This window comes from Spiroplasma endosymbiont of Dactylopius coccus (assembly GCF_977110965.1).
In genome coordinates this window covers 498,269-521,499 of record NZ_OZ373019.1, presented here as the reverse complement: position 1 = coordinate 521,499, position 23,231 = coordinate 498,269, and the positions used below count along the sequence as shown (strand labels likewise).

Sequence of the window (23,231 nt, the reverse complement as noted above, 5' to 3'; positions counted from 1 at the left end):
TATAATTTTAAAAAACATAATATTATTCCTGTAATTCTTCTAATTTTTTAAAACTATAATCTCTACCCATACCTCACATTATTCTATTGTTATAAATATTAATTTCAGTTTGTTGGTTATTGTTATTATTTGCTATTCATAAACTACTTTTTACAACGCTTGTATCTAATTGATAATAAAAATTAATTATTTGTCAACTATAATTTTTATTATTTTCTTTAGTTGTATAATCACCATAACTTATATATATTCTATAATGTGTTTTATCTTTAAATATATATTTTATATAATTTTGATTATTATTATTTTTATCTGTTATAACTTCTCCTACTTCTTTTCATTGAGGAATATTTGGACTTGGTGCATTTTTTAATTCAATATCTCATTCATTTTCTCTAATTTCATTAGTTTCTAAACTATATGAATTAATTTTTATAGGTTTTTCTATATTTATTATTTTTGGTGATTTTATTTCTAATGTTTTACTTGATAATAAATATGTTTTTTCTTCATTTCTTTGGTCTTCATATAATTTAATTAAAAAACCATTATTATCACTTATTAAAACACCATCACCCCTTACAATTAATTGTGTATCATTATTACTATCTAAAACATTACCAGCACCACGTCAAATAAAAGTTTTAGTAATAACTGGATTACTTGCTTTTTCATTACCTCAACCATAATTTATCTTATATAATTTATTTTTTATTAAATCATATTTAATTTCTTTTTCATGGGTATTTATTTTTCCAACTTCTTCTCATCTAGGAATATATTTTAAATATAAAGCATATAAATAATCTTTTAAATTACTAGAAAAATTTATAATTTCATCATCAATATATTTTTTATTTGGAATATCATTTTTATCTGTTAAATATGGACTTTTTATATATGTAAATGTTTGTTTTCCAGCAATAGCAATATCATTTGTAAAATGTAAACTTACTTTTTTTTGTTCTTCATCATCAAATATTCTATTTTCATCAACTGAACTACCACCAGCAGCACTAATTTTATTATTTTCATCAATTTTAATATTGTCACCAGCAATTAATTTATCTTGTTTTTTATCTAATAAATTATTAGTTTCTAGTTTTGTATAATAATCACGTTCAGTATTTTCTTCTGCTATAAATTCAGTTGGTGTATCTATTCCTTGATATTGATATATTTCTTCTATATCACCAATTAAATTAATTTTTCCACGTTCAGGATAAGAATTACCGCCACCACTAAATTCTTTCTTTTTATTGTTATAGTAAATCGTTCCGGTATTTAAAATTGTTTTATTTTGGATTTGTTCACTATACGTCATGGAATCAACATTTAGCAATTCAAATTTATTAAAAACATTATTTAAATAAATTTTAATTACTTTATAAAATTTCATAAAGTTATTTTCTGTTGAATATTGATAACTGATTTTAATAAAATATCATTTAAATATTTCTATATTATTATTTTCAACTTTTTTTCATAAAGGACTAGTTTCAATATTAAATCAATTATTTTTAACATCATTAATATTTTCATTTGCTTTAATTAATTCAGTATTTAATTTGGTAATTTCATTTTCATTAGTAGTAATTCGTTTTTGTTGTTTAGCAGAAAAATCACAAGTTGGTGCATGCGTATAATCACCAATTTGTGGATTATTTTGTAATGCTTCGGGTGGTAATGTACCAATTTCATCAGGTCAATCTAAAATCATTGTTTCAGTTTCTTTATCATAATCAGTTGCAACATAACCTTTATTAACAAATTTACTAACAGGACCTCTATATATTTCATTTTCATTATCATCAACTAAATCATCATATAATTTAATTTGTTTTGATAATGTAAATTCTTTTTGCTGTTCAATTAATTCATCAACTTGATTTCTAGTATAAAATGATTTTAAATCAATTTTTTCAACATCTATTTCATCATCATTATAATTTGATAATATTTGTTTTAATTCTGTTAGTCTTGCCAATATTTTCATTCTACTTGGTGCTAAATCTCAAACATTAATTGTAGGAATACTATTTGCACTAAATTGACTACCATTATTAAACTGAATAGTAGCATCAACATTAAATTCAATTGGTGTACGATTAAATACTCAATGTTCAGCGGTTACAAAAACCATATCTCTTAATGTTTCTTTAATTAATTCATCTTTAAAACTATCAAAAGGAAATTTAGATAAAATAAAACCAAGATAAGCATTAATATCATTTTGAGCACGAATAGCAAAAGTTTTAAATCAATCATTAACATTTGGTCATGTTTGTATATATTGCTGTGGTGTTTCTGTAATTTTTCCAGTTAATGGATATCAGTTATTATAATTTTCTAGACTGACACCAGTTCAAAGTTTATTAATCATATTTTATCATTCCTTAAAAAATGCTTTTTTGGAATGGCAACACTTTTTAGGACTATTTTTTGGTAGACACTTGTTCTTGATATTTGATAGGAGTTAAGTAGTTTAAAGTGCTGTGGATTCTTATGTTGTTGTATCAATTGATATAATCAAATAATTCTAATTTTAATTGGATTAATGATGTAAAATTTTTATCATTAATAAATTCAGTTTTGAAAGTTTTAAAAGTTGCTTCAGCAACAGCATTATCATAAGGACAACCTTTTTTGCTTAAAGATCGAGTAATATTGAATGCTAATAAAAGATTATTAATAATTTTATTGTTAAATTCATTACCTCGATCACTATGAAATATTTGGATATCTTTTAAACAGCGATTTGATTGCATAAATGCTTGATATACTAGTAATGCATCTTTTTTAACTCCAACACTATGTCCAATAATTTCGCGGTTAAATAGGTCTATTAATAGGCAAATATAGTTTCATTTACCATTAACTTGAACGTAAGTTAAATCACTAACAATAACTTCATTTTTAACCCTATTATTAAAGTTTCTATTAACAAGATTGGTTATTTGACTATTATTGACTTTATTATGATGATTTTTGAATGATAATTTAGTGTATTTTGATATTAAATTATGCTTATTCATAATTTCTTTAATTTTTCTGCGTGATAAATAAATTTCTTGGTTTTCTAAAATTTTTTTTAATCTTCTAGTACCATAAACTTCTTTATTTTCTTTAAAAGCACTAATAACAGCTTCATCATACATATTATTTTTGATTTTATTTTCTTTTTTCTTTAAGTTAAAATAATATGTTGATTTAGATATTTTCAAAAAACGACACATTGTGCGAATTTTATATTTAACTTTATTTTTAGCAATAATTTCTACTTTCTGCCTATTATTAGTGCTGCTTGCTTTAAAATACCATTTTCCATTCTTAATTGTTTTAATTCTTTTCTTAATTTAATTAATTCATTTTCTTCAACAGAACGATTATCTTTAGTTTTAAAACTACCTGAATTAGTAAATTGCTTAATTCAATTATAAGTAGCTGCTCTTGTAACATTGTACTCTTTAGCAAGACAAGACACTGACTTACCGCTTTGATATAAAGCTACTATTTGTTTTTTAAATTCATCTGAATATGAGTTAATATTGGCCATAATTATACTTCCTTTCTTTTCACTAATTTGTTCACTTGTCTACGTAATTAGTGTCCAATAAAGTGTAACCCATCCACCATAACCAATGTATCAACCACTATATCAACGATATCAATGGAATGGATGTATTTGAGCAACAAAAGTTTCTGCTTTAAGAATACTATCAACAACTGTAATTGGTTTATATTTAGGATTACGATAATAAATAGTAATTGCACATTTATCTAATGATAAAGGTTGAATTTTACAACCCATAAATACTGGTGAATTTAATGGAATTAATTGTGCATGTTTAATTGCTCTTTTTTCTGCACTAGTAAATAAATCAGTTGCTTTTTCTTTTAATTTTTTAATTTTCTCAAATGCTTGCTTTTCTAACTTTTCAAATTTTTCTTGTAATTTATATATACTTTCTCGTAATTTTTCAAAATATGATGTATTTTTTCAAAATTTATTTAAACCTTTTTTTAAATAAAATCTAATATCCAAATATTTAAAAATTTTATTTGCATTTAAAACAATCTTATGAATTGAACTTTTTTTAAAATTAAATTTAATAGCATTAGCACGAATTTTTTGTAAATCTAAAATTAAAGTTTTTCCATATCTATTTTCTGTATGTATTGTATGAACTAAATTTAATCAATCATGTTGATTCATAGATAGTACTTTTTTTAAATCAGTATTATATTTTTTTAAAAAATTATTTGCTTTTTCAATATCTTTAATTTTAAACTTTGGAGTTAATTGAGGACTTAATTTTGTTAATGTATTTTGTAATAATAAGTAATCTTTTAACTCTTGTGCTTCTAATTTTTGAAAATTATTTTTATATTGTCTTTCAGCAACATAACCTAAATCTCGTAATACTGTTTCACGATTAGGAGTAAAACTATAATTCATTAAATAACGTTTATTACCAATAATTTTATCTGTTAAAATTTCTTTTCCACTTACTTGACTTATAATTTCTTGTAAGTTTTTTGCTTCTTTAATTCCAACTTGTTCTAATGTTTTAGTTTTTTCTGCTAATTTAATAAATTTAGTAGTACGATAACCACGACTAATTTTATTAAGTCCAGCAAATGCAGGAAGTATATTAAAGAAAGTATTTAATTTTGTTACATTTCCTTTTAAATAATCATAAACTTGATTAATAGTAAAATCAGTTAAAAACTCTACACCAACAGCACTAATACTAGCAATTAAATCACTTGCACCTAATCCAAGTGCTACGCTTTCACTTAATCCACCAGTAAAAGGAGCAAGTGCTACTGCTATAACTTGTACACCAATCATTTCTAAAATTTCTCATCAAAAACTTTTATTTTCTTGTTGGTTACTTGTTCTAGTATGTTTTGGTTTATTTATGTTTAAAAGTATTGCTGTACTAGTTGTACCGATTGGCATGGTATTAATTTCCTTTATTTAAGAGTTATTTTAATTGGATTTGTTGTTCCTTTATAATTTAAGTCATTAACATTTGCAGTAATAGTTATATATAAGTCACCTGCTTTTTGTTTTTGATTACTTACATTAGTTTTTCCTTGTGCGTCACTAAAATATTTAATAGTTGGATTTGTTAAATTTGGATTTAATGATTTAAGTTCATTAGTACTTTTTATTTGTGTATTTAATTCACTATTATTGTTATTAACATTTGCAGTAATATCAGTTGTTAAATTTGTAATTTTAGTTTTTAAATCAGTTTTATCAGTATTAATAATTCCACATGCCATTCAACGCGATGTTGTTTCATTATTAGAAATATAAGGTATGGCTTGACCTGTAACTTCTCCACCAACTAAATACATTCTTCCAACTTTACCATCTGCCACTTCTTGAACATAAATAATTGTATCTTGCAACATATATCTTTTCATTGCTCTTGGTGTTGCTAAAACAAATGACATAATTTCATCATCATTTTTATCATTTTTAAAAGTCATATAGTCATCCATTACAATTTGACATAAAACACCTTTAATATATAAATCATTACCATTTAATCTTAATTGTTGTGCAATTTCATTATCAGTAATTAAACCTTTATTATCTGCCAAATAAACTATACTATCATAAAGAGAATTAGTAATAAAGAATCTACAATTTGCAATATTTCTATATTGAAATAATGTATTTCATGCCCCCAACATTGCTTCTACATATTTAATTGCTTGTGCTTTTGGTTCTGTTGATTTTTCAATCATAAATTTAATTGCATATTTTGCAATTACATTAGTATTGTTATTAGCTAAATAATCTGCTAAATCATTAGCAACTTCATATTGCATACTTTGTAATAAATTTTGACCATTTTCTGCTAATAAATCTTTTGCTGCAATTGTTTCGCCAGCAACGGCTTCTTCTGTAATTTCTTTAATAATTTTATCTGTATCAGCATATCCAACATCTATTCTTTTACTTTTATCATTTCATTGAAGAACTTTAACTTTTGGGTCTTTTGGTTTTTTAACTATAAATTCAATTCTTGTTGAATTAACCATTTCGATAGGAAAAAAACTTGCCCACGGACTATTTGATTGTTTAAAAAATTCTATAAATTCTGGTGTTTCTACTAATTTTTCGGTATTATCTAAATTTTGTTTGAATGGTACTGCCATTTTTTATTTTCCTTCCTTATAATTTATTTTTATTTTTATAATCCAATAATGTACTTTTTATTGAATTTGGTTGATTTGTTATTATTGTTTGTGGTTTGCCACCTGTATTAATTGTTTCTTTAAATACTGGTTGTTCTTTAATCATTTTTTTAATAGTTTCTTCAATTTTTGAATTTTCTATATTACTTGTTTTAAATTTTAAATAATCATAAAATTCAGTTTTAACTTGATATTTTTTAAATATATTAATAATTTCTTTTTCTTTAATTTCTTGATTAATTTTATTTAACTTATTTTCTGCTTCATTAACTTTATTTTCTATTTCTTGTGAAGAAGCATTATTTTCAGTTAAAGGTTCAGTTGTTTGTTGAACATTATTTTCATTTTCTAACATTTAACATTCTCCTAATCTTATCCCAATAATCAATCTTTAACTAATTGTGGCATTTCACTTATTAGTTTTTTATAATCATTAACAGCATTTTCTAATATATCAATATCAGAAAATTTAAAACAATTTCCTATATCTAAATCAAAATCTCTATCAATTTTGATATTATTTTTTCTATATTTTTCATTAAATTCAATTTTTGTCATATTATTTTTCTCCTTTATTAATTTTTTCATTTAATTTTGCTAATTTTTTTTGATGTTTTATAATTTTGTTATTTGCTCTAACATGTTTTGGAGTTGTAATAAATCTTTTTAATAAAACAATAATTTCTCTGCAAATTAATGTTCCAACACTTGTTCCAATAATTATTAATTCATGTAAAAATTCTTTCATCTCAATATTTTCCTTTCAATTATTTATTTTTTAATTATTCATCAAATTGACCACCATTAATTCTTTCAATCATTGATTGTGAATTACTTATAATTTTTACTAATACAGATATTTCTTTATTTAATTGTTCCATTCTTTCTTTATATGATTGTATTTCTTGATTATAATATTCAATTATTTTTTCTTTATTCATTGCTTTTCACCCCCTTTATAAACTCATGTGATTGTAATCTCAAGTTAATGAAGCATTATCAGTATTTAATGGTACTTCGCTCATATTATCACTACCGTATTGACTGGTTGTTTCACTATTAATTGAAAATCTATTATCATTAATTAATCTTGTAGTTTCATTATTAAATGTTGTTTCTTGCATTTCTTCAACATGATGATTTGTTTCCATAGGTAATAAATTATGAATAATTTCAGATGCCCCAGCAATAATGGTAGGTACTGCATAAGCATTATTAAAATTATTATTTATACCCATAGCAACACCACTTGATATTAAACATCCACCAGTTGCCATATTACAAATTTTTCTTATTGTTTCAAATTTATTAGGTATTAACTCAGTTAATCCACTAATAAGATTTGAAATACCATAAGCATTTAAACTAATATATGTATCTCAATCCATTAATGACTGATTATCTTGTTTATCTAACAATAATCATGGTGGACCCTCAGTTGTAGTTGTAGTAGTTATTGGAGTTGGTGTTGTTGGAATAATAGGATTAATATTATTTTCTGTTCATTTACTATAATTTGCTAAACCGATTGTTCCTAAACCTAGTAATATTTTTTTAGAACTATTAATTAATTTTGTTTTAGTATTTGGTCTTTGATTTAAATTTCAAATATCTAAACCTAATTTTTTACCAAATAATAAACTATTAATTGAACCTAATACTGGATTTGCAATTACTTGACCATAATAAGCACTTGTACCAATCATTGCACAAATAGGACTTATACCGGTTCTAATTAATTTGGTTAAAGTATAATTTGATTGTGTATTTTCGTTTGGCATTTTATTCTCCTTTAATTTCTAATTTTTTAACTGTTACTTTAATTCAACCTTGATAAACATCATTATCACCAACTATTAATGCAACATTACTTTCGGGGTCAGAAACAATTATGTGTTTTGATTTAACATTTGGATATTGTCTTAAAATAATTGCTCTAATATCATTACTTGTATGAATTGCTTTGGGAAATGGTGATAATATTTCAATTTCATCTTTATTTTCAAACAAAGTAGGTAATATTATCATTAGTCAAATTCTCCATTTTCTATTTTTTCTTTTATAGTATTAATTGCTAATAATATCCCGTAATGTGTATATTTATCTTGTTCATTTTTAAATTCCATAAAATGATAACCATAATCAGTTTCCATATTTTTATAATATTTATTTAAATATTTAATTAATTTTTCTTTATATTCATTAATATATTTTTGAGCAATTTTTCTTCTTATATTTTCAACTTTAATCATATGTTCTTCACAAAAATATCTTACTTGTACATTATCTTTATCTAATTTTGTTGGTAAATTAGTACAATTAGTTATATGTTTACCAACTTCATTAACTTCACTAAAACAACATGGTATATTTTCTTTATTCATTATTATCAACTCAACTTTCATTTAATCATAAAAATATTTCATGTAAAACTAATATTGAATCTGCTTTATCTTTATACTTAAACATTAAATCTGTTATATATTTACGTAATACACTTTTATTAACTCTATTTTCTTTTTTCATTATCAAATGTCTTCATTTTCTAAATCTTTAATTAACTCAAAAGCATCAATATATGGTATTCCATCATTACCTTTATCTAATTCATCTTGTATTTGTTCTTTAAGAAAATTAATTAATTTTTCTTTATATTCATTAATATATTTTTGAGCCATTTTTCTTCTTATATTTTCAACTTTAATCATATCTTCTTCACTAAAACAACATGGTAGTGGATCTTTAAAACAATTTTGACAATTTGCTCAATTATAATTTTCTTTACAATCTTTACACATTTTATTATTTCTTCTCCTTAATTTTATTTATATTAATAACTAATATTTCTAAACAATTCATACATCAATAATTAGTTAATGAAATTTTATTACAATATTTACATTTATTCATTTTTACTCTTTTCATTTTTTAAATCATTTAACATTAATTGAACAAAATGCACGATTTATATTCATATTTCAATTATTAAAGATTTCACCAGTTACTAAAATTTCATCATTTTTGTTTAATAAAATACATCGGTTATAAAGTTTTGGTTTATTAAAAATTAAAGTAACATAGTTTAATCCATTTCATTGACCACGAACACTATAATATAATTCTTTATTACCTTTTTCGTAATATTTTGCTTCAATAGTGTTACTAAGTTTTACTGTTAATTTGACATAATTTGTTTTATCTTTCATTTTTATAATTTCCTTAAATAATTGTCAAAAATTAATATTTTTTTATGATTTTTTAAATAATATTGAATATGCTTATATGCATCTTGTTCATGTTTTGTTAATTTTATATTTCCTTTATAATTTGTTATTTTATTTTTATTTTTTGGTTGGTTTTCTAGATAATCTCAATTCATAACATCTTGTACTAATACCATTAATGAACCAATAATTTTAGGAGTTGCTAATGGATTAGTTAATAATTGTTTTGAATTTAAAAAGAAATTTTCTACAATAACTAATATTTTTTTATCAATAAATTTTTCTTTAATTAATTGAAATTTTTCTTTATAAATATTTTTAGTTCATAAAACAGTTAATGTATTGAATGTTTCATTAAAAACAATATTATTAGTTTCATTTGAATATATAACAATTCCATTATTACCAATACCAGCAGGGTCAATTCCAATAATTAATTCATATTGCATTAATTAAGTTAACCTCTAATAACTGTTTTAATAATTTCTAAATCACAATTACATCAACAATATTTACATTCTTCAATAAATTCTTTATGACCACAAACTAAATTATCTTTTTTTAAATCATCAATCAGTTTAATTAGTCCTATTTTAAATTCAATATCATCACTGTCTGGTATGCAAATCGTTACTCTTTTAGTTAAATATTCTTTATCCATATTTATACCTCCTACTTAACCTAATATTTAAAATACAGTCATAACAAATCGCTTTACTATTTTTATCTATTAAAAAATATTTTCTTGTTTTTATATCATTAGTATTAAAGAATAAATAATCAAATTTATGTTGTTTACATGTTAAACAAAAATACTTTTTCATAATAATTCTTTCTAATATATTCTGTTGCTTCTAGCATAAAGAATATATATTTTGATTTTTATATTATTAATACTATTAGTTTTATTCATTCCAGAAATTCTGGGCTCAAAAATAAATTGTGAAATTTTAAAAAACATTGAGGCATTCGATTCAATATTTATTTAATTTGTGTTAAACAAATTAATATTTTAATTGAACCGGCACCGCTCAATTTTTTTTACAAGTTTGAAATTTATTTTCTCGCCCAAAAAATTTTTCAAAAAAATAAAAAATAAAACCAACACTTGCTCACTGGGGAGTGGCAAGGTTGGTTAAATAAAGAATAGAATTAATACAGTAGGTCCCTACAACAGGTCTATATATACTAGTTTCCAATTCGCTCCCACCCCAAGAATTACCATTAATGGTTAGTATATTTTATTAGGTATCACTCCACTTTTTATTTATTCATGCAAGTCCACATGCTCTAGCTACTATTTTTAACAACTGTGTTGTAGTTCACTTTTTTAGTTCCCTAACACGTGTTGATAATAGCGTTAAAGAGGGTTATTAATTATTAACTTTCTCCTACTTGGTCACTGCGTGTAGTAGATATTTAAAGAGTGTTAATAATAAAAATTTTAAAATTTTACAATTACAAAAAAAAGACAAGATTTTTATTCTCGTCTTTTGTAATTTATTTTTAATTCAAGGGTAAAAAAAGAAAGGAGCTATTTTTAAAACTTTTTAGTTACCGACATCTTCGCCACGCTCCCAAAAAAGAAAATAAAATCAAAAATAATATGTATGATGAAGCTGTTATTAGTGCTTTTAAAGAAAATAAAGAAGTTTATGGTACTAGAAGATTAAAAAAAATTTTAGAAAACCAAGAAATTTATTTATCAAGAAGAAAAATTAAAGAAATTATGAATAAGCATAATTTAATATCAAAATACACTAAATTATCATTCAAAAATCATCATAATAAAGTCAATAATAGTCAAATAACCAATCTTGTTAATAGAAACTTTAATAATAGGGTTAAAAATGAAGTTATTGTTAGTGATTTAACTTACGTTCAAGTTAATGGTAAATGAAACTATATTTGCCTATTAATAGACCTATTTAACCGCGAAATTATTGGACATAGTGTTGGAGTTAAAAAAGATGCATTACTAGTATATCAAGCATTTATGCAATCAAATCGCTGTTTAAAAGATATCCAAATATTTCATAGTGATCGAGGTAATGAATTTAACAATAAAATTATTAATAATCTTTTATTAGCATTCAATATTACTCGATCTTTAAGCAAAAAAGGTTGTCCTTATGATAATGCTGTTGCTGAAGCAACTTTTAAAACTTTCAAAACTGAATTTATTAATGATAAAAATTTTACATCATTAATCCAATTAAAATTAGAATTATTTGATTATATCAATTGATACAACAACATAAGAATCCACAGCACTTTAAACTACTTAACTCCTATCAAATATCAAGAACAAGTGTCTACCAAAAAATAGTCCTAAAAAGTGTTGCCATTCCACTTCAATTATCAGTTCTTTCTGGTCATACCATTCAACATTGTTGATGTTCTAAAAATTCAGGAATAACATAAAAATCATCACTATTTGGTGTTGAATAAATTTTTTGTGCCATTAATAGTAGCTTTCCTTTCTTACTTAGTAGCTACTGAATAATTCCCTTATTTTATTGATGATTCCTTTTTTATTATACTAATAATTTTATTTTTTTAAATAGTGTTTTTATAGTAATTATTAAATAATTACTATAAAAAAATTTTAATTTTTTTTATTCATTTGAAGAATTATTATTTTTGATATTTTTTAATATTTCTTCAATGTTTTTAACTCTAGTGTTGGTATTATCATATTTAAAGCGTAATTCTGGAACTTTATATTTATTACTTGTTTTGGCAAGTGCGCTTCGACAAAAACCTTTCGCTTTTTCTAAAGCATTACTAATGGTTCTAATATCTAAATTATCTAAGTAAACTGTTCAATAAATGGTAGCATAACTGTTATCTTTTGTTATTTTTACATTAGTAATAGTGATATCTTTGAAAAGAATATTTTTTGATTCTTTTTTTAATATATTAGTAATTTCTTTTTTTAAGAAACTTTCTTGTTGTTCAAATTTAATGATAGACATCCTATTTTGTCTCCACTTCTTCTACTAAATATGATTCAATAATATCATTTTCTTTTAAGTCATTAAAATTTTTAATAGTAATACCGCATTGAGTTTCTTTTTTAGCAATTTTTAAATCATTTTTTTCATGTTTTAAACCACTGATTTCACCGTTATAAATAACAACATCATCACGAATGATATGAACTTTGCTATTACGTTGAATGAAACCATTAATGACAACACAACCAGCAATTGTTCCTACTTTTGAAAAATGAAAAGTTTTAATAACTCGTGCTTGACCAAGAATTTTATCTTCATAAGTTGGTTCTAATAAACCTTTAGCAGCCAATTCTAATTCTTCAGTTATTTTATAAATGATATTATGTAATCTAATTTCAACACCGGCATTGTTAGCAGCTTCACGAATAACATGATTGGGACGAACATTGAAACCATAAATAATACTTCCTGAAGTTTGAGCAAGTTTAATATCTGATTCACTAATACCACCAATAGTTGCTCTAATAAACTTAACAGTAATATCATTAACATTAATTTTATTTACTGCTTGAACGATTGCTTGCACTGAACCTTGAGTATCTGCTCGTAAAATAACATTAATTTGTTTTAATTCACCTGTAGCAACATCTTGTGTTAAATTACCTAAACTAATTTGTCGATTATTTCTAATTTTATTTGTTTCTTCTGTTTGTCGTACTAGTGCTACTTTTCTTGCTAATTTATCATCATTAAAAACAATAAAAGATTCACCAGGAGTAGGGGCTGTTTCAAATCCTAAAACTTGAACAGGCATTGAAGGTCCAGCTTTAGTAATTATTTTACCAGTATCATTAATAAGGCGTTTAATTTTTCCTTTAACGCTACCCGCAACTACAATATCAGTAACTTTTAGTGTTCCACCTTGTATTAATAAAGTACAAATTGAACCAACATTTTTATCATGATGAGATTCGATAACAGTTCCATTAGCAAAACGATTTGGATTAGCATTTAGTTCTTTTAATTCAGCAATTACTAATATGGCTTCTAATAATTCATCAATTCCTTGATTTTTTAAAGCACTACCATAAACAAAAATAGTATCGCCACCTCATTCTTCACTAGTTAAATCACAATTAGCTAGTTCATTCATAATGCGATCAGTATTAACATTTGGTTTATCCATTTTATTAACAAAAACAATAATTGAAACACCAGCTACTTTTGCATGGTCAATTGCTTCACGAGTTTGCGGCATCACACCATCATCACCAGCAACTACTAGAACAACAATATCAGTAATTTTAGAACCACGTGAACGCATTTCAGTAAATGCTTCATGACCTGGGGTATCAATAAAAGTAATTAATTTATTATTAGTTTTAATTTGATAAGCACCAATATGTTGAGTAATACCACCGTGTTCTTGATTAGTAACTTTAGAATTACGGATAGTATCTAATAGCGTTGTTTTTCCATGATCAACATGGCCCATAATTGTAACAACAGGTGGTCGAGTTACTAAATTTTTTTTATCATCTTCGAGATTAATATTTTCTAATAAGTTTTCATATGTTACCACTTTAGCTTTTTCAAAATCAATATTTCATTCCAAACAAAGTTCAAGCATTAATTCTTGAGTTAATATTTGATTTTGATTAAATAGTTTGCCTTGTTTCATGAAGTATTTAATAATGTCAGTTACTGGATGATGCAATGCTTTAGCAAATTCTGAAATAGTTAAAGGTTCGTTATATAAAAATACTCCTTTTTCATTAATTTGAGATGTTTTTTGTTTTAGTTGTTGATTAATATTTTGTGTTTGTTGAGATATTCGTTTTTTTGCCATTTGCATCCCGCCTTTCGCTTGGGAAAATTAATCTCAATTTTTTTTAATTTCATTAATTAGTTGTTCATAAAATTCATTTGGAATTTTTGTTTTTAATGCTCTTTCTAATGCCTTATTTTTAATAAGCAAAGGTATTAATTCAAGTTTAGGTTGGATGTAGGCACCTCGACCATTTTGTTTGCCAGTTTTATCAATGAATAATTGTCCTTCTTTATTAATAACAATTCTAATTAATTCACGTTTAGGTAAAATAGTATTTGTAACTATACATTTACGCATTGGTATTTTTTTACGTTGAATTAAAGGTATTTTATTCATAACGACCTACTTTATTGTTTATTGATTTTTATTTTTTCATTGTGTTTTTTTTAATAATTCAGATATAAACTTTTCATATTCACTTTCTTTAATATTACCATTTCAAGTAAATTTAATATTATTTTCATTTGCTTGTTCTAATGAAGTAATATTAATATTTCAGTGAGTTACACCGGCAACTAATTTAGCAGCCATACCATTTTTACCAATAGCTAATGATAATTGTTCAGTAGGAACAATAATATTTGCTTGTTTTTCTTCTTCATTAATATCAATTGAAATAACTTTAGCTGGTGTTAAAGCGTTAATTATATATTCTTTTATATTAGGATTTCAGGCAATAATGTCAATTTTTTCGCCACTTAATTCTTGCGTAATTAATTTTGTTCTTTCGCCTTTTGGACCAATACATGCACCAATACCATCAATGCTTGGATCATGACTAACAATTGCAACCTTAGCTCTAATTCCAGGAATACGAGCAATATCTTTAACTTCGATTACACCTTGTGCTATTTCAGGAACTTCTAATTCTAGTAAACAACGTAAAAAATTAACGTGAGTTCTTGATGCTAAAATTTGACCATAGTTTTTATTTTTAATAATATCTTCAACATAAAATTTGATGTAAGTATTATTAGCGATTGGTTTATTTTTTGGTAAGATCTCACTAGGGATTTGATTTTGTTTTGGTAAGAAAGCATAGGCTCTACCAATTTTAATTAACATATAAGTTTCTTCAACGCTTTCAATAGTACCAATTAATATGTGATCTTTTTTATCAATAAATTCATCATAAATTGATGTTTTTTCTGCTTCACGAATTGATTGTTTCACTACTTGAATAGATTTAAAAATTGATAAACGAGAGAATTGATCACTAGGAATTATTTGAGTATATGTATCACCAATTGTTAAGCCGGGATTCTTTGTTTTAATAGTTGAAAGTGCAATTTCTAATTCAGGATCTTCAACTTTTGGAACAACAATTAAATCCTTTAAAATTTTAATAGTACCTTTATTTTGATCAATTTCAATTCTGATATTTGTACTATCATCACGATGACTTTGATATTCATATGCTTTTTTTAGTCCTTCTTTTAAAGCTTCAATGATATCTTCTTTTGCTATTTGTTTTTCTTCAGCAATTTCATTTATGCAATTTAAAATGATTTGACTAATTTCTTTGTCCACTTTTTCTCCTCCTTGTTTTTTATAAACATTGTTGTTTATTATGGAATGGCAACACTTTTTAGGACTATTTTTTGGTAGACACTTGTTCTTGATATTTGATAGGAGTTAAGTAGTTTAAAGTGCTATGGATTCTTATGTTGTTGTATCAATTGATATAATCAAATAATTATAATTTTAATTGGATTAATGATGTAAAATTTTTATCATTAATAAATTCTGTTTTGAAAGTTTTAAAAGTTGCTTCAGCAACAGCATTATCATAAGGACAACCTTTTTTGCTTAAAGATCGAGTAATATTGAATGCTAATAAAAGATTATTAATAATTTTATTGTTAAATTCATTACCTCGATCACTATGAAATATTTGGATATCTTTTAAACATCGATTTGATTGCATAAATGCTTGATATACTAGTAATGCATCTTTTTAACTCCAACACTATGTCCAATAATTTCGCGGTTAAATAGGTCTATTAATAGGAAAATATAGTTTCATTTACCATTAACTTGAACGTAAGTTAAATCACTAACAATAACTTCATTTTTAACCCTATTATTAAAGTTTCTATTAACAAGATTGGTTATTTGACTATTATTGACTTTATTATGATGATTTTTGAATGATAATTTAGTGTATTTTGATATTAAATTATGCTTATTCATAATTTCTTTAATTTTTCTGCGTGATAAATAAATTTCTTGGTTTTCTAAAATTTTTTTTAATCTTCTAGTACCATAAACTTCTTTATTTTCTTTAAAAGCACTAATAACAGCTTCATCATACATATTATTTTTGATTTTATTTTCTTTTTTCTTTAAGTTAAAATAATATGTTGATTTAGATATTTTCAAAAAACGACACATTGTGCGAATTTTATATTTAACTTTATTTTTAGCAATAATTTCTACTTTCTGCCTATTATTAGTGCTGCTTGCTTTAAAATATCATTTTCCATTCTTAATTGTTTTAATTCTTTTCTTAATTTAATTAATTCATTTTCTTCAACAGAACGATTATCTTTAGTTTTAAAACTACCTGAATTAGTAAATTGCTTAATTCAATTATAAGTAGCTGCTCTTGTAACATTGTACTCTTTAGCAAGACAAGACACTGACTTACCGATTTGATATAAAACTACTATTTGTTTTTTAAATTCATCTGAATATGAGTTAATATTGGCCATAATTATACTTCCTTTCTTTTCACTAATTTGTTCACTTGTCTACGTAATTAGTGTCCAATAAAGTGTAACCCATCCAAATTTGAATTGCAAATTGAAAATTCGATTAATAACTTAAATCGAATTGAAATTAGTGGAATATTTGGTGCTGGTAATTATGATTTAATTTTAGTAAGAACCTGTTTAGGATCTTTTTTAACTTATTTTTGATTAAATTAATATCATAAATGTTATTTTATAGTTGAAAAATAAATTTTTAATGGATAAGTTGTCAAATGATAAAATCTTTTTAACAAAAAAATGACAAAGAAAATAAAATGTTAATTAACTGTCAGGTTAGAAATAATTATTCCCTTTTTTAGTTTAATTATGTTTAAAAGATTCCAAACAGGTTCTAAGAACCTGTTTAGGATCTTTTTTAACTTATTTTTGATTAAATTAATATCATAAATGTTATTTTATAGTTGAAAAATAAATTTTTAATCGATAAGTTGTCAAATGATAAAATCTTTTTAACAAAAAAATGACAAAGAAAATAAAATGTTAATTAACTGTCGGGTTAGAAATAATTATTCCCTTTTTTAGTTTAATTATGTTTAAAAGATTCCAAACAGGTTCTTAGACTTTGCGCCAAGTATTAAACCAGTTGTAGCAATAATTAATGATAAAGTAGCCAATATTAATGTTATTCTAGCTAAATTTGTTTTTATTCATGTTTTCATAATAAATTTCTCCTTTTTTCCTTGATTTTACTTATAAAGTGTACTATTTTTGATTATTTTTACAAGTATGCTTTTAAACTGTCATTATTTAGTAAAAATTTCCTATTAGTTATCGAGTAATAATTTCCCAAAAGTGAAGTTATTTATATAACTTATAATTAATAATAATTCGATTTAAAACAGCCCTAAAAAGGGCTGTTTATTTTTTGAATACTATAAACCATATAAATTTTTAAATCGTTTGAATATGAGCAAATTTGGTTCCTTAAAATTCATTTTAAATATATAAAGATATTGCAATTGCAATATCTTTTTTATAATTTTAGTGAGTTTATTTTAAAACCCTTATAATTTTTATTTTCAAAGCTATTAATTTCAACTTCATCAAACTTTTTTATTTTTAACTTTTCTAAATTTTTGTTATAAATTTCCATTTTTAAATTTGATATTTTTTTTAATTCTTCTTTTATTGAATTAAATTTAATTTCAAAATAATTTACTTTTTGAGAAATAATTCTATGTTCATTTTCATATTTTCTTATTTCATTTCTTATTTTTAATTCATTTTTATTGTTAATATCTTGATTTGTTAAACAGGATATTTTTTTATTTATTTCTTTTTCTTTTCTTTTTTCATTATCTAGCTTTTTCTCCAAACTTCTAAATTCATTACTTAACTTAGAAATTTGATTTTGACTTTCTTGTAATTGTTTATCCATATATTAAAAATCCTTTCAAAATTAGAAACCTAATTGTTTAAAAATAAAACAATTAGGTTTCTAAAACTATTTTTAATTCATATTTATTATATTCATTAAAAATTGGTTTGTAAATAAAAAAGTTCCTATATGAAAACAAGGAACTAAATTTTTAGGGGTTATTTAGAATTTGTGTTTATTTAACAGTGTAACTTTCCAAAATAATTTAATTTTTGATAAATATTTTTGGGAAATTTTCACTCGATATTGACAGTATGCTTTTAAATGCAAAATAACGCCTAAATTAAAGGCGTTTATTTTGTGATACCTATACTATTAATTGTATGTTACTTGTTTATTATATTTTAAATATGAAAGTGGTTTTTTAAATAATTTTTATTTTATTTAAAATTACACTTATATATTTATATAATAATTAAGTAAATTAATTTTTTAAATATATTTACAATAAATTTTGATTTTTTTAAAATAGTTAGGAGAAGTAGATTTGAATTTTAATTATAAATGAAATTTTAGAGAACAAAATGCAAAAATTGATAAATTAGTTTTAAAACATATAAGAACCTGTTTGGAATCTTTTATAAAATAACGTAAAATGACTATATATTAAGTAACGTTTTTGTTTATGTTTGCTTTTATAATTTTTTATGTTAAGATTATCTTATTAAATAAATATATGAAATTATTAATAAAGTTCGGAGTTTTATATATGCAACAAGATTTTTATATTAAAAAAATTTTCTATGCTTGTTATGTGAAAAATATAGTATTACCTATTTCATTTTTGAATAATATTGGAAATAAGAAAGGTAAATCTTATGTTGGTAATAAACAGAAATTAAGAAATAGTACCGTTCGTACTAAAACTAATTTAATTCAAAAAGCGTTACATAATTTTTATAATAGTAAGATGCTGAGTTTTGTTACTTTAACTTATAGTAATAATATGCAAGATGTTAAAAAAGCAAAAAAAGATATTCGTTTATTTTTTCTTAAATTAAAGAAATGATGAAATGACCCTAAACGTTTTTCACATTTAGGAGAATTAAAATATTTTTATGTTTATGAGTATCAATCTCGTGGTGCTATACATTTTCATATAATTTTTAATAGAAAGATACATAAAAGTATGTTAGCAGAATGATGAACTCATGGTTTTAATGATTTAAGAGTTGTTCGTAAAGGTACAAATGAGTTTGTTATTAAATATTTAGGTAAATATGTTACAAAATCACTAGATGATGTTAAGTCTTTAAATCAAGAAGATGTTGGTATAAAAGCATATGCATTTAGTCGTAATTGTAAAAATCCTATTATAGTTCGTGGTATTAAGAAATTGACAATTGGAGATATAATTAAAGCAAGTTTTAATGCAACAAATGTATTTTATTTTAAAACTCAAAAAGATAGTAATGGTGATACTGTTATGATTGGCGGTATTATTGAAAGTACTGTTGTAAATGATTATTTTAAAGAGTATGAAGATTATGAACGATATGTATATTTAAGTGCTTTATCGCATAAGCATTATTTACGGACTAGTGAAATAGGTTATTTAATTCAAAGAGATAGAGATGTTTTGACTTGAACAGAAAAAGTTTTTGGTAATAAAGTTGAGAAAATAGATTTTAAGAAAAAAGTTTTGCATTAGAAGAAAAACTTAATTTTTTCTATAATTTTACTTGTATATATATATATATATATATATAATGGTTAATGGATATTAGTAATTACCGAACTTTTTACTAATATCTATTTTTTTATTTTAATTGAATTTTTAAAATTTTATGTTATATTTATAAGTAAGATAATCAATACCCATTATCTTAATCTAGCGTTAGTTCGCTTAAAGTTCGGAGGTTAAGTTTTTTTATGTTTAAAGTTCAATTAGTTAATATTGAAAAAGGGCGTATTATTCCCGATAAAAATAATAAAGGTCAAACATTGAAGTTTGATGTTTTGAAATTTGTAGAAATAAACAAACAAACGAGTGTACCAACTGGTCAAACACGTGATAAATGATATAATCCAGAATTTGCTAGTGATTTTAATAATTGTTTATCTACTGTTGATTTAAAAGTTGGTAATTTTTATTCACTTGAACTTGATTTAAGCGGTAATATTAAAAAACTTTCTAATTGAAAATAGTTATTTATTAAAAGGGTAATTTTAAATAATTATTAATATGTTAGGAGTTAATTTTAAATTATGGCTAAAAATGATAATTGTTCATGTGAACAAGCATTTCATTTAGCAATTTATATGTGTAAACTTTGTGACCAAGTTATTTGTCCCAAAAGAGTTTTACAAAACTTATATACTAAAAATTATTATTGTCCAAATTGTATATTAGATATTGCTTTAAATAAAGCAATGAGACAACAAGAAAGTAAGTTAAATTATGAGACATAAGTGTAGTGATTGAACTTATGAAAGAGTATATGGTTGTGAAATGTGTTACAGAGTTGCTAATGAAATGGAACGAATAAGAAAAGAAAATAAAAGAAAAAAATAAAAACTAAATAAGGGGCATATATATACTTTTTAGTGTATTTTTGCCCCTTACTCTAATTAGTATAAATATGCTCCTTATTAGTATATAAAGTAAGGAGTTTTATTTATGGAAAAAAGGAAACAGTTTAAATATGACTATATGTTAATTGATAAAGCGTTTAGAGATGCTAGGGAAGATAAGCATTTGCAAGAGATTTTAAAAAGATTAAGTGAAAAATAGAGGAGACAGTAAACATGCCTAATGAGTTAGAACAAACTAGTAATTATACTTTAACTAAAATTTTAAGAACTGGATTAAGTCCATTAAGTGCTATGGTAGGAGTTAGTGCTTATTATGGTCAATATTTAAAAGACCCAATTTTAGGTTCTATTAATTCTTTGTTATTTAGTAAGAAGTTGGCAATTGATATATGAAATATTAATCAAAGACCAACTACTAAAAATAAAGTTATTAATAGTTATAAAAAGATATTTTTAGGATTAGGAACAATTGGTTTAGTTAATTATGTTAAGTTTGTTAATTATGTAGATAAGTCGGTTTTTTTATTAAGAGATGAACCATGTTTTTGACCACCTTGTCCTACACCACTACCAATTCCTACCCCAATACCAACACCTAGTCCAATAGTTAATAAACCTTTTGTAGACTGAGATACTTATATATCTTTAAATAGTTTTGGTATAGCAAATGTTATTAGTGGTTTAACTGAATTAATACCTAATAGATTTGAAATTATACGTAAAATAGCGAATACGGGTACTGGTGGTTGTTTGATTAGTAGTGGTGTTGCTATGGGTATTAATAATAATTTTAATAATTATTTTGCTATTCCTACGATTATTGCCGGTGCAAGTGAGATTATAAATATTTTATTGTTACCGTTAAGAAATACACATAATAATACAGAATTACAAGAAGTATTTACTGATGAAAGAGCAAGATTAATTAATGCTAGTGTTAATGATTATCAAAGTACAAATGACAGTATGGTTGATGTTGATTTAAATGATGATAATATGTCGGAGATTAATTTAGATAGAGCAAGTTTAAATTGGGATTATTCTTATGCTTATACGTTAGGTGGTGTTTAAAATGGATTTTAAGGAGATTGTTAAATATGCTTTATATATTGGTGGGTTTTGCCTTATACTTTGATTTTGTCGTAATTGAATACATGAGTGTATACAGAAATTCAAACATAAAAAACATGTAAAGGAAAAAGAAAATGACCCAGATTGTATTTTTTGTCGTAAAGATTTTGAAAAGAAGAAACGTAAATTAGAAATGGAAAAACAACAAAAAGAATTAGAGAAAGGGGGTGATTAATATGCCTGCTGGATTATCAGCATTATTAAATATGATTGGTGGTGTTGGCCAACAATTATTAAATGCTTTTACTTATATTTTTGGTTGAGTATTTACTACTGGCGATGGTGGAACACTTACAAATTGACCAGTGTTAATTTCAATTGTATTTATGGTTCTTGTATTTATTAAGCAGTTTGTTGGTCATATTATCCATGGAACACATTAGTAATTAGAAAGGAAGTAAGCAAATGGTAAAGTTATTTTTTAGTTTGGTTTTTGTTTTACCTTTATTGGGTAGACTTTTACCAGTTGTTAATACTTTGGTGCAAACTATTTATATGCAGTATTTAAGTTCTTTTGCTGGATTACATACTGTGACACTTTTTATTAAGTCGTTCTTTTATGATAGTTTATACACTTTACCTTTGCCTATTCTTGCTTTAATAAATGTTAGTTTTGTATTTTATTTAATTTTAGGATTATTTAGATTTACAAGACATTAGGATGTGAAATTATGTTTATACCTTTTATTACAACTGTTATGCAATTATTTGCTTCAATTTTTATGAAGTTTTTTAGTTTTCCACTTGGTGATTTAGGTTTTAATTTAGGTACGTTAATGATATTTTTGATTTTGCTTAGATTTGCATTTAGGGTTATTTTACCCGAATTAATGTTACCAACATTAGGTTTAGGTTATGGTGTTAAATTTATTGGTAAATCTGCTGTTGCTATTGGTGGTGGTGCTGGTAAAGATATTGCAAATGCTTATCGTAATGGAGAATCTGGTGTAAAACCAGTTCAACGTTATAAAGGTGGTACTTATTCTTATAAACAAAAAGGTACTGCTGTTGCTCGTACTAGTGGATATGAACAACATTATTATAATCCTAAGTATATTAAGTAGGTGTTATTATGTCTAATTTTGTTTTTAGTATATTGCATTTTATTTTTATATTTTCTAGTAAAGATATTCAAATATTTTTAAATCAACCAAATATTACTGATGAAGTTTATATTTT

33 protein-coding genes and 1 pseudogene are annotated in these 23,231 nt (G+C 23.9%); 10 read left to right on the top strand and 24 right to left on the bottom strand.

What is annotated here, in order from left to right:
• Positions 1–22 precede the first annotated feature (22 nt).
• The 16 genes from ACXUB0_RS03330 to ACXUB0_RS03255 all read right to left on the bottom strand — a co-directional run bounded on the left by ACXUB0_RS03330 (position 23) and on the right by ACXUB0_RS03255 (position 10,104).
• A complete protein-coding gene (locus tag ACXUB0_RS03330) occupies positions 23–2,383 on the bottom strand; it encodes a hypothetical protein (protein WP_458257752.1) in 2,361 nt (786 codons plus the stop codon).
• 52 nt (positions 2,384–2,435) lie between these two features.
• Positions 2,436–3,556 (bottom strand): IS3 family transposase gene (locus ACXUB0_RS03325; RefSeq protein ID WP_458257751.1). Its coding sequence is split into 2 segments (ribosomal slippage): positions 2,436–3,280 and positions 3,280–3,556, totalling 1,122 coding nucleotides; the frame shifts between segments, so codons are not numbered across the junction.
• A gap of 39 nt (positions 3,557–3,595) precedes the next feature.
• Positions 3,596–4,966, bottom strand: a complete 1,371-nt coding sequence (locus ACXUB0_RS03320; RefSeq protein WP_458257750.1) for a hypothetical protein — start codon at positions 4,964–4,966, stop codon at positions 3,596–3,598.
• A gap of 14 nt (positions 4,967–4,980) precedes the next feature.
• On the bottom strand, positions 4,981–6,180 hold the full coding sequence (locus ACXUB0_RS03315) for a hypothetical protein (protein WP_458257749.1): 1,200 nt from the start codon (positions 6,178–6,180) through the stop codon (positions 4,981–4,983).
• Between the two features lie 16 nt (positions 6,181–6,196).
• On the bottom strand, positions 6,197–6,574 hold the full coding sequence (locus tag ACXUB0_RS03310) for a hypothetical protein (protein WP_458257748.1): 378 nt from the start codon (positions 6,572–6,574) through the stop codon (positions 6,197–6,199).
• 17 nt (positions 6,575–6,591) lie between these two features.
• Entirely contained in the window at positions 6,592–6,777 is a 186-nt protein-coding gene (locus ACXUB0_RS03305) for a hypothetical protein (RefSeq protein WP_458257413.1), read from the bottom strand.
• 1 nt (position 6,778) lies between these two features.
• Positions 6,779–6,967: a hypothetical protein gene (locus tag ACXUB0_RS03300; RefSeq protein WP_174481134.1), complete on the bottom strand. Its 189-nt coding sequence runs from the start codon at positions 6,965–6,967 to the stop codon at positions 6,779–6,781.
• A 34-nt stretch (positions 6,968–7,001) separates the two neighbouring features.
• Positions 7,002–7,160: a hypothetical protein gene (locus ACXUB0_RS03295; protein ID WP_458257360.1), complete on the bottom strand. Its 159-nt coding sequence runs from the start codon at positions 7,158–7,160 to the stop codon at positions 7,002–7,004.
• A gap of 15 nt (positions 7,161–7,175) precedes the next feature.
• Positions 7,176–8,000: a hypothetical protein gene (locus tag ACXUB0_RS03290; RefSeq protein WP_458257747.1), complete on the bottom strand. Its 825-nt coding sequence runs from the start codon at positions 7,998–8,000 to the stop codon at positions 7,176–7,178.
• 1 nt (position 8,001) lies between these two features.
• Positions 8,002–8,247 carry a hypothetical protein gene (locus tag ACXUB0_RS03285; RefSeq protein WP_286640816.1) on the bottom strand — a complete coding sequence of 82 codons (246 nt, stop codon included), beginning with the start codon at positions 8,245–8,247 and terminating at the stop codon, positions 8,002–8,004.
• The gene (locus tag ACXUB0_RS03280; protein WP_458257746.1) at positions 8,247–8,603 is read right to left on the bottom strand and encodes a hypothetical protein; all 357 of its coding nucleotides are present in this window, start codon (positions 8,601–8,603) and stop codon (positions 8,247–8,249) included. Before ACXUB0_RS03280 ends, ACXUB0_RS03285 begins: the two co-directional genes overlap by 1 nt.
• Positions 8,596–8,745, bottom strand: a complete 150-nt coding sequence (locus tag ACXUB0_RS03275; protein ID WP_338987125.1) for a hypothetical protein — start codon at positions 8,743–8,745, stop codon at positions 8,596–8,598. Before ACXUB0_RS03275 ends, ACXUB0_RS03280 begins: the two co-directional genes overlap by 8 nt.
• Entirely contained in the window at positions 8,745–9,017 is a 273-nt protein-coding gene (locus tag ACXUB0_RS03270) for a hypothetical protein (RefSeq protein ID WP_458257745.1), read from the bottom strand. The genes ACXUB0_RS03275 and ACXUB0_RS03270 overlap by 1 nt, the downstream gene beginning before the upstream one ends.
• Positions 9,018–9,131: 114 nt before the next feature.
• Positions 9,132–9,425, bottom strand: a complete 294-nt coding sequence (locus tag ACXUB0_RS03265) for a hypothetical protein (protein ID WP_458257744.1) — start codon at positions 9,423–9,425, stop codon at positions 9,132–9,134.
• A gap of 2 nt (positions 9,426–9,427) precedes the next feature.
• Positions 9,428–9,892: a hypothetical protein gene (locus ACXUB0_RS03260; RefSeq protein ID WP_458257743.1), complete on the bottom strand. Its 465-nt coding sequence runs from the start codon at positions 9,890–9,892 to the stop codon at positions 9,428–9,430.
• Between the two features lie 8 nt (positions 9,893–9,900).
• Positions 9,901–10,104: a hypothetical protein gene (locus tag ACXUB0_RS03255; protein ID WP_458257742.1), complete on the bottom strand. Its 204-nt coding sequence runs from the start codon at positions 10,102–10,104 to the stop codon at positions 9,901–9,903.
• 879 nt (positions 10,105–10,983) lie between these two features.
• On the opposite strand from ACXUB0_RS03255, the gene ACXUB0_RS03250 reads away from it, so the two are divergent.
• Positions 10,984–11,772: an IS3 family transposase gene (locus tag ACXUB0_RS03250; protein WP_458258786.1), complete on the top strand. Its 789-nt coding sequence runs from the start codon at positions 10,984–10,986 to the stop codon at positions 11,770–11,772.
• Here the strand turns inward: ACXUB0_RS03250 and ACXUB0_RS03245 are convergent.
• The 6 genes and pseudogenes from ACXUB0_RS03245 to ACXUB0_RS03220 all read right to left on the bottom strand — a co-directional run bounded on the left by ACXUB0_RS03245 (position 11,759) and on the right by ACXUB0_RS03220 (position 16,948).
• On the bottom strand, positions 11,759–11,908 hold the full coding sequence (locus tag ACXUB0_RS03245; RefSeq protein ID WP_458257741.1) for a hypothetical protein: 150 nt from the start codon (positions 11,906–11,908) through the stop codon (positions 11,759–11,761). The two genes, ACXUB0_RS03250 and ACXUB0_RS03245, sit on opposite strands and share 14 nt — an antisense overlap.
• Before the next feature lie 153 nt (positions 11,909–12,061).
• A complete protein-coding gene (gene rbfA / locus ACXUB0_RS03240) occupies positions 12,062–12,421 on the bottom strand; it encodes a 30S ribosome-binding factor RbfA (RefSeq protein ID WP_458257740.1) in 360 nt (119 codons plus the stop codon).
• A 1-nt stretch (position 12,422) separates the two neighbouring features.
• A complete protein-coding gene (infB, locus tag ACXUB0_RS03235) occupies positions 12,423–14,252 on the bottom strand; it encodes a translation initiation factor IF-2 (protein ID WP_233214952.1) in 1,830 nt (609 codons plus the stop codon).
• A gap of 27 nt (positions 14,253–14,279) precedes the next feature.
• Positions 14,280–14,570, bottom strand: coding sequence for an RNase P modulator RnpM (rnpM, locus tag ACXUB0_RS03230; protein WP_338957115.1), 291 nt, complete (start codon positions 14,568–14,570; stop codon positions 14,280–14,282).
• Positions 14,571–14,588: 18 nt separating this feature from the next.
• Entirely contained in the window at positions 14,589–15,764 is a 1,176-nt protein-coding gene (gene nusA, locus ACXUB0_RS03225; RefSeq protein WP_458257739.1) for a transcription termination factor NusA, read from the bottom strand.
• Between the two features lie 64 nt (positions 15,765–15,828).
• Positions 15,829–16,948 (bottom strand): annotated as a pseudogene (locus tag ACXUB0_RS03220) (IS3 family transposase).
• Between the two features lie 84 nt (positions 16,949–17,032).
• On the opposite strand from ACXUB0_RS03220, the gene ACXUB0_RS03215 reads away from it, so the two are divergent.
• Positions 17,033–17,164, top strand: coding sequence for a hypothetical protein (locus tag ACXUB0_RS03215; protein ID WP_458257738.1), 132 nt, complete (start codon positions 17,033–17,035; stop codon positions 17,162–17,164).
• A 377-nt stretch (positions 17,165–17,541) separates the two neighbouring features.
• Here ACXUB0_RS03215 and ACXUB0_RS03210 read toward each other — a convergent pair whose 3' ends face one another.
• Together ACXUB0_RS03210 and ACXUB0_RS03205 are read right to left on the bottom strand one after the other, a co-directional pair.
• Positions 17,542–17,667 carry a hypothetical protein gene (locus ACXUB0_RS03210; RefSeq protein WP_458257737.1) on the bottom strand — a complete coding sequence of 42 codons (126 nt, stop codon included), beginning with the start codon at positions 17,665–17,667 and terminating at the stop codon, positions 17,542–17,544.
• 314 nt (positions 17,668–17,981) lie between these two features.
• Positions 17,982–18,386, bottom strand: a complete 405-nt coding sequence (locus ACXUB0_RS03205) for a hypothetical protein (protein ID WP_458257569.1) — start codon at positions 18,384–18,386, stop codon at positions 17,982–17,984.
• Between the two features lie 709 nt (positions 18,387–19,095).
• Here ACXUB0_RS03205 and ACXUB0_RS03200 point away from each other — a divergent pair.
• From ACXUB0_RS03200 to ACXUB0_RS03165, 8 genes are all read left to right on the top strand, one after another.
• Entirely contained in the window at positions 19,096–20,037 is a 942-nt protein-coding gene (locus ACXUB0_RS03200) for a rolling circle replication-associated protein (protein ID WP_458257736.1), read from the top strand.
• A 221-nt stretch (positions 20,038–20,258) separates the two neighbouring features.
• Positions 20,259–20,534, top strand: a complete 276-nt coding sequence (locus ACXUB0_RS03195; protein WP_281748222.1) for a hypothetical protein — start codon at positions 20,259–20,261, stop codon at positions 20,532–20,534.
• A 60-nt stretch (positions 20,535–20,594) separates the two neighbouring features.
• Entirely contained in the window at positions 20,595–20,798 is a 204-nt protein-coding gene (locus ACXUB0_RS03190; RefSeq protein WP_458257735.1) for a hypothetical protein, read from the top strand.
• Between the two features lie 336 nt (positions 20,799–21,134).
• Positions 21,135–21,992 (top strand): hypothetical protein, encoded by an 858-nt coding sequence (locus ACXUB0_RS03185; RefSeq protein WP_458257734.1) that lies wholly within the window; start codon positions 21,135–21,137, stop codon positions 21,990–21,992.
• 1 nt (position 21,993) lies between these two features.
• A complete protein-coding gene (locus tag ACXUB0_RS03180; protein WP_458257597.1) occupies positions 21,994–22,227 on the top strand; it encodes a hypothetical protein in 234 nt (77 codons plus the stop codon).
• 1 nt (position 22,228) lies between these two features.
• Positions 22,229–22,435, top strand: coding sequence for a hypothetical protein (locus ACXUB0_RS03175; protein WP_174480363.1), 207 nt, complete (start codon positions 22,229–22,231; stop codon positions 22,433–22,435).
• A gap of 22 nt (positions 22,436–22,457) precedes the next feature.
• On the top strand, positions 22,458–22,712 hold the full coding sequence (locus ACXUB0_RS03170) for a hypothetical protein (protein ID WP_174480864.1): 255 nt from the start codon (positions 22,458–22,460) through the stop codon (positions 22,710–22,712).
• A gap of 11 nt (positions 22,713–22,723) precedes the next feature.
• Positions 22,724–23,116 carry a hypothetical protein gene (locus tag ACXUB0_RS03165; protein ID WP_458257598.1) on the top strand — a complete coding sequence of 131 codons (393 nt, stop codon included), beginning with the start codon at positions 22,724–22,726 and terminating at the stop codon, positions 23,114–23,116.
• The last annotated feature ends 115 nt before the right edge of the window (positions 23,117–23,231 follow it).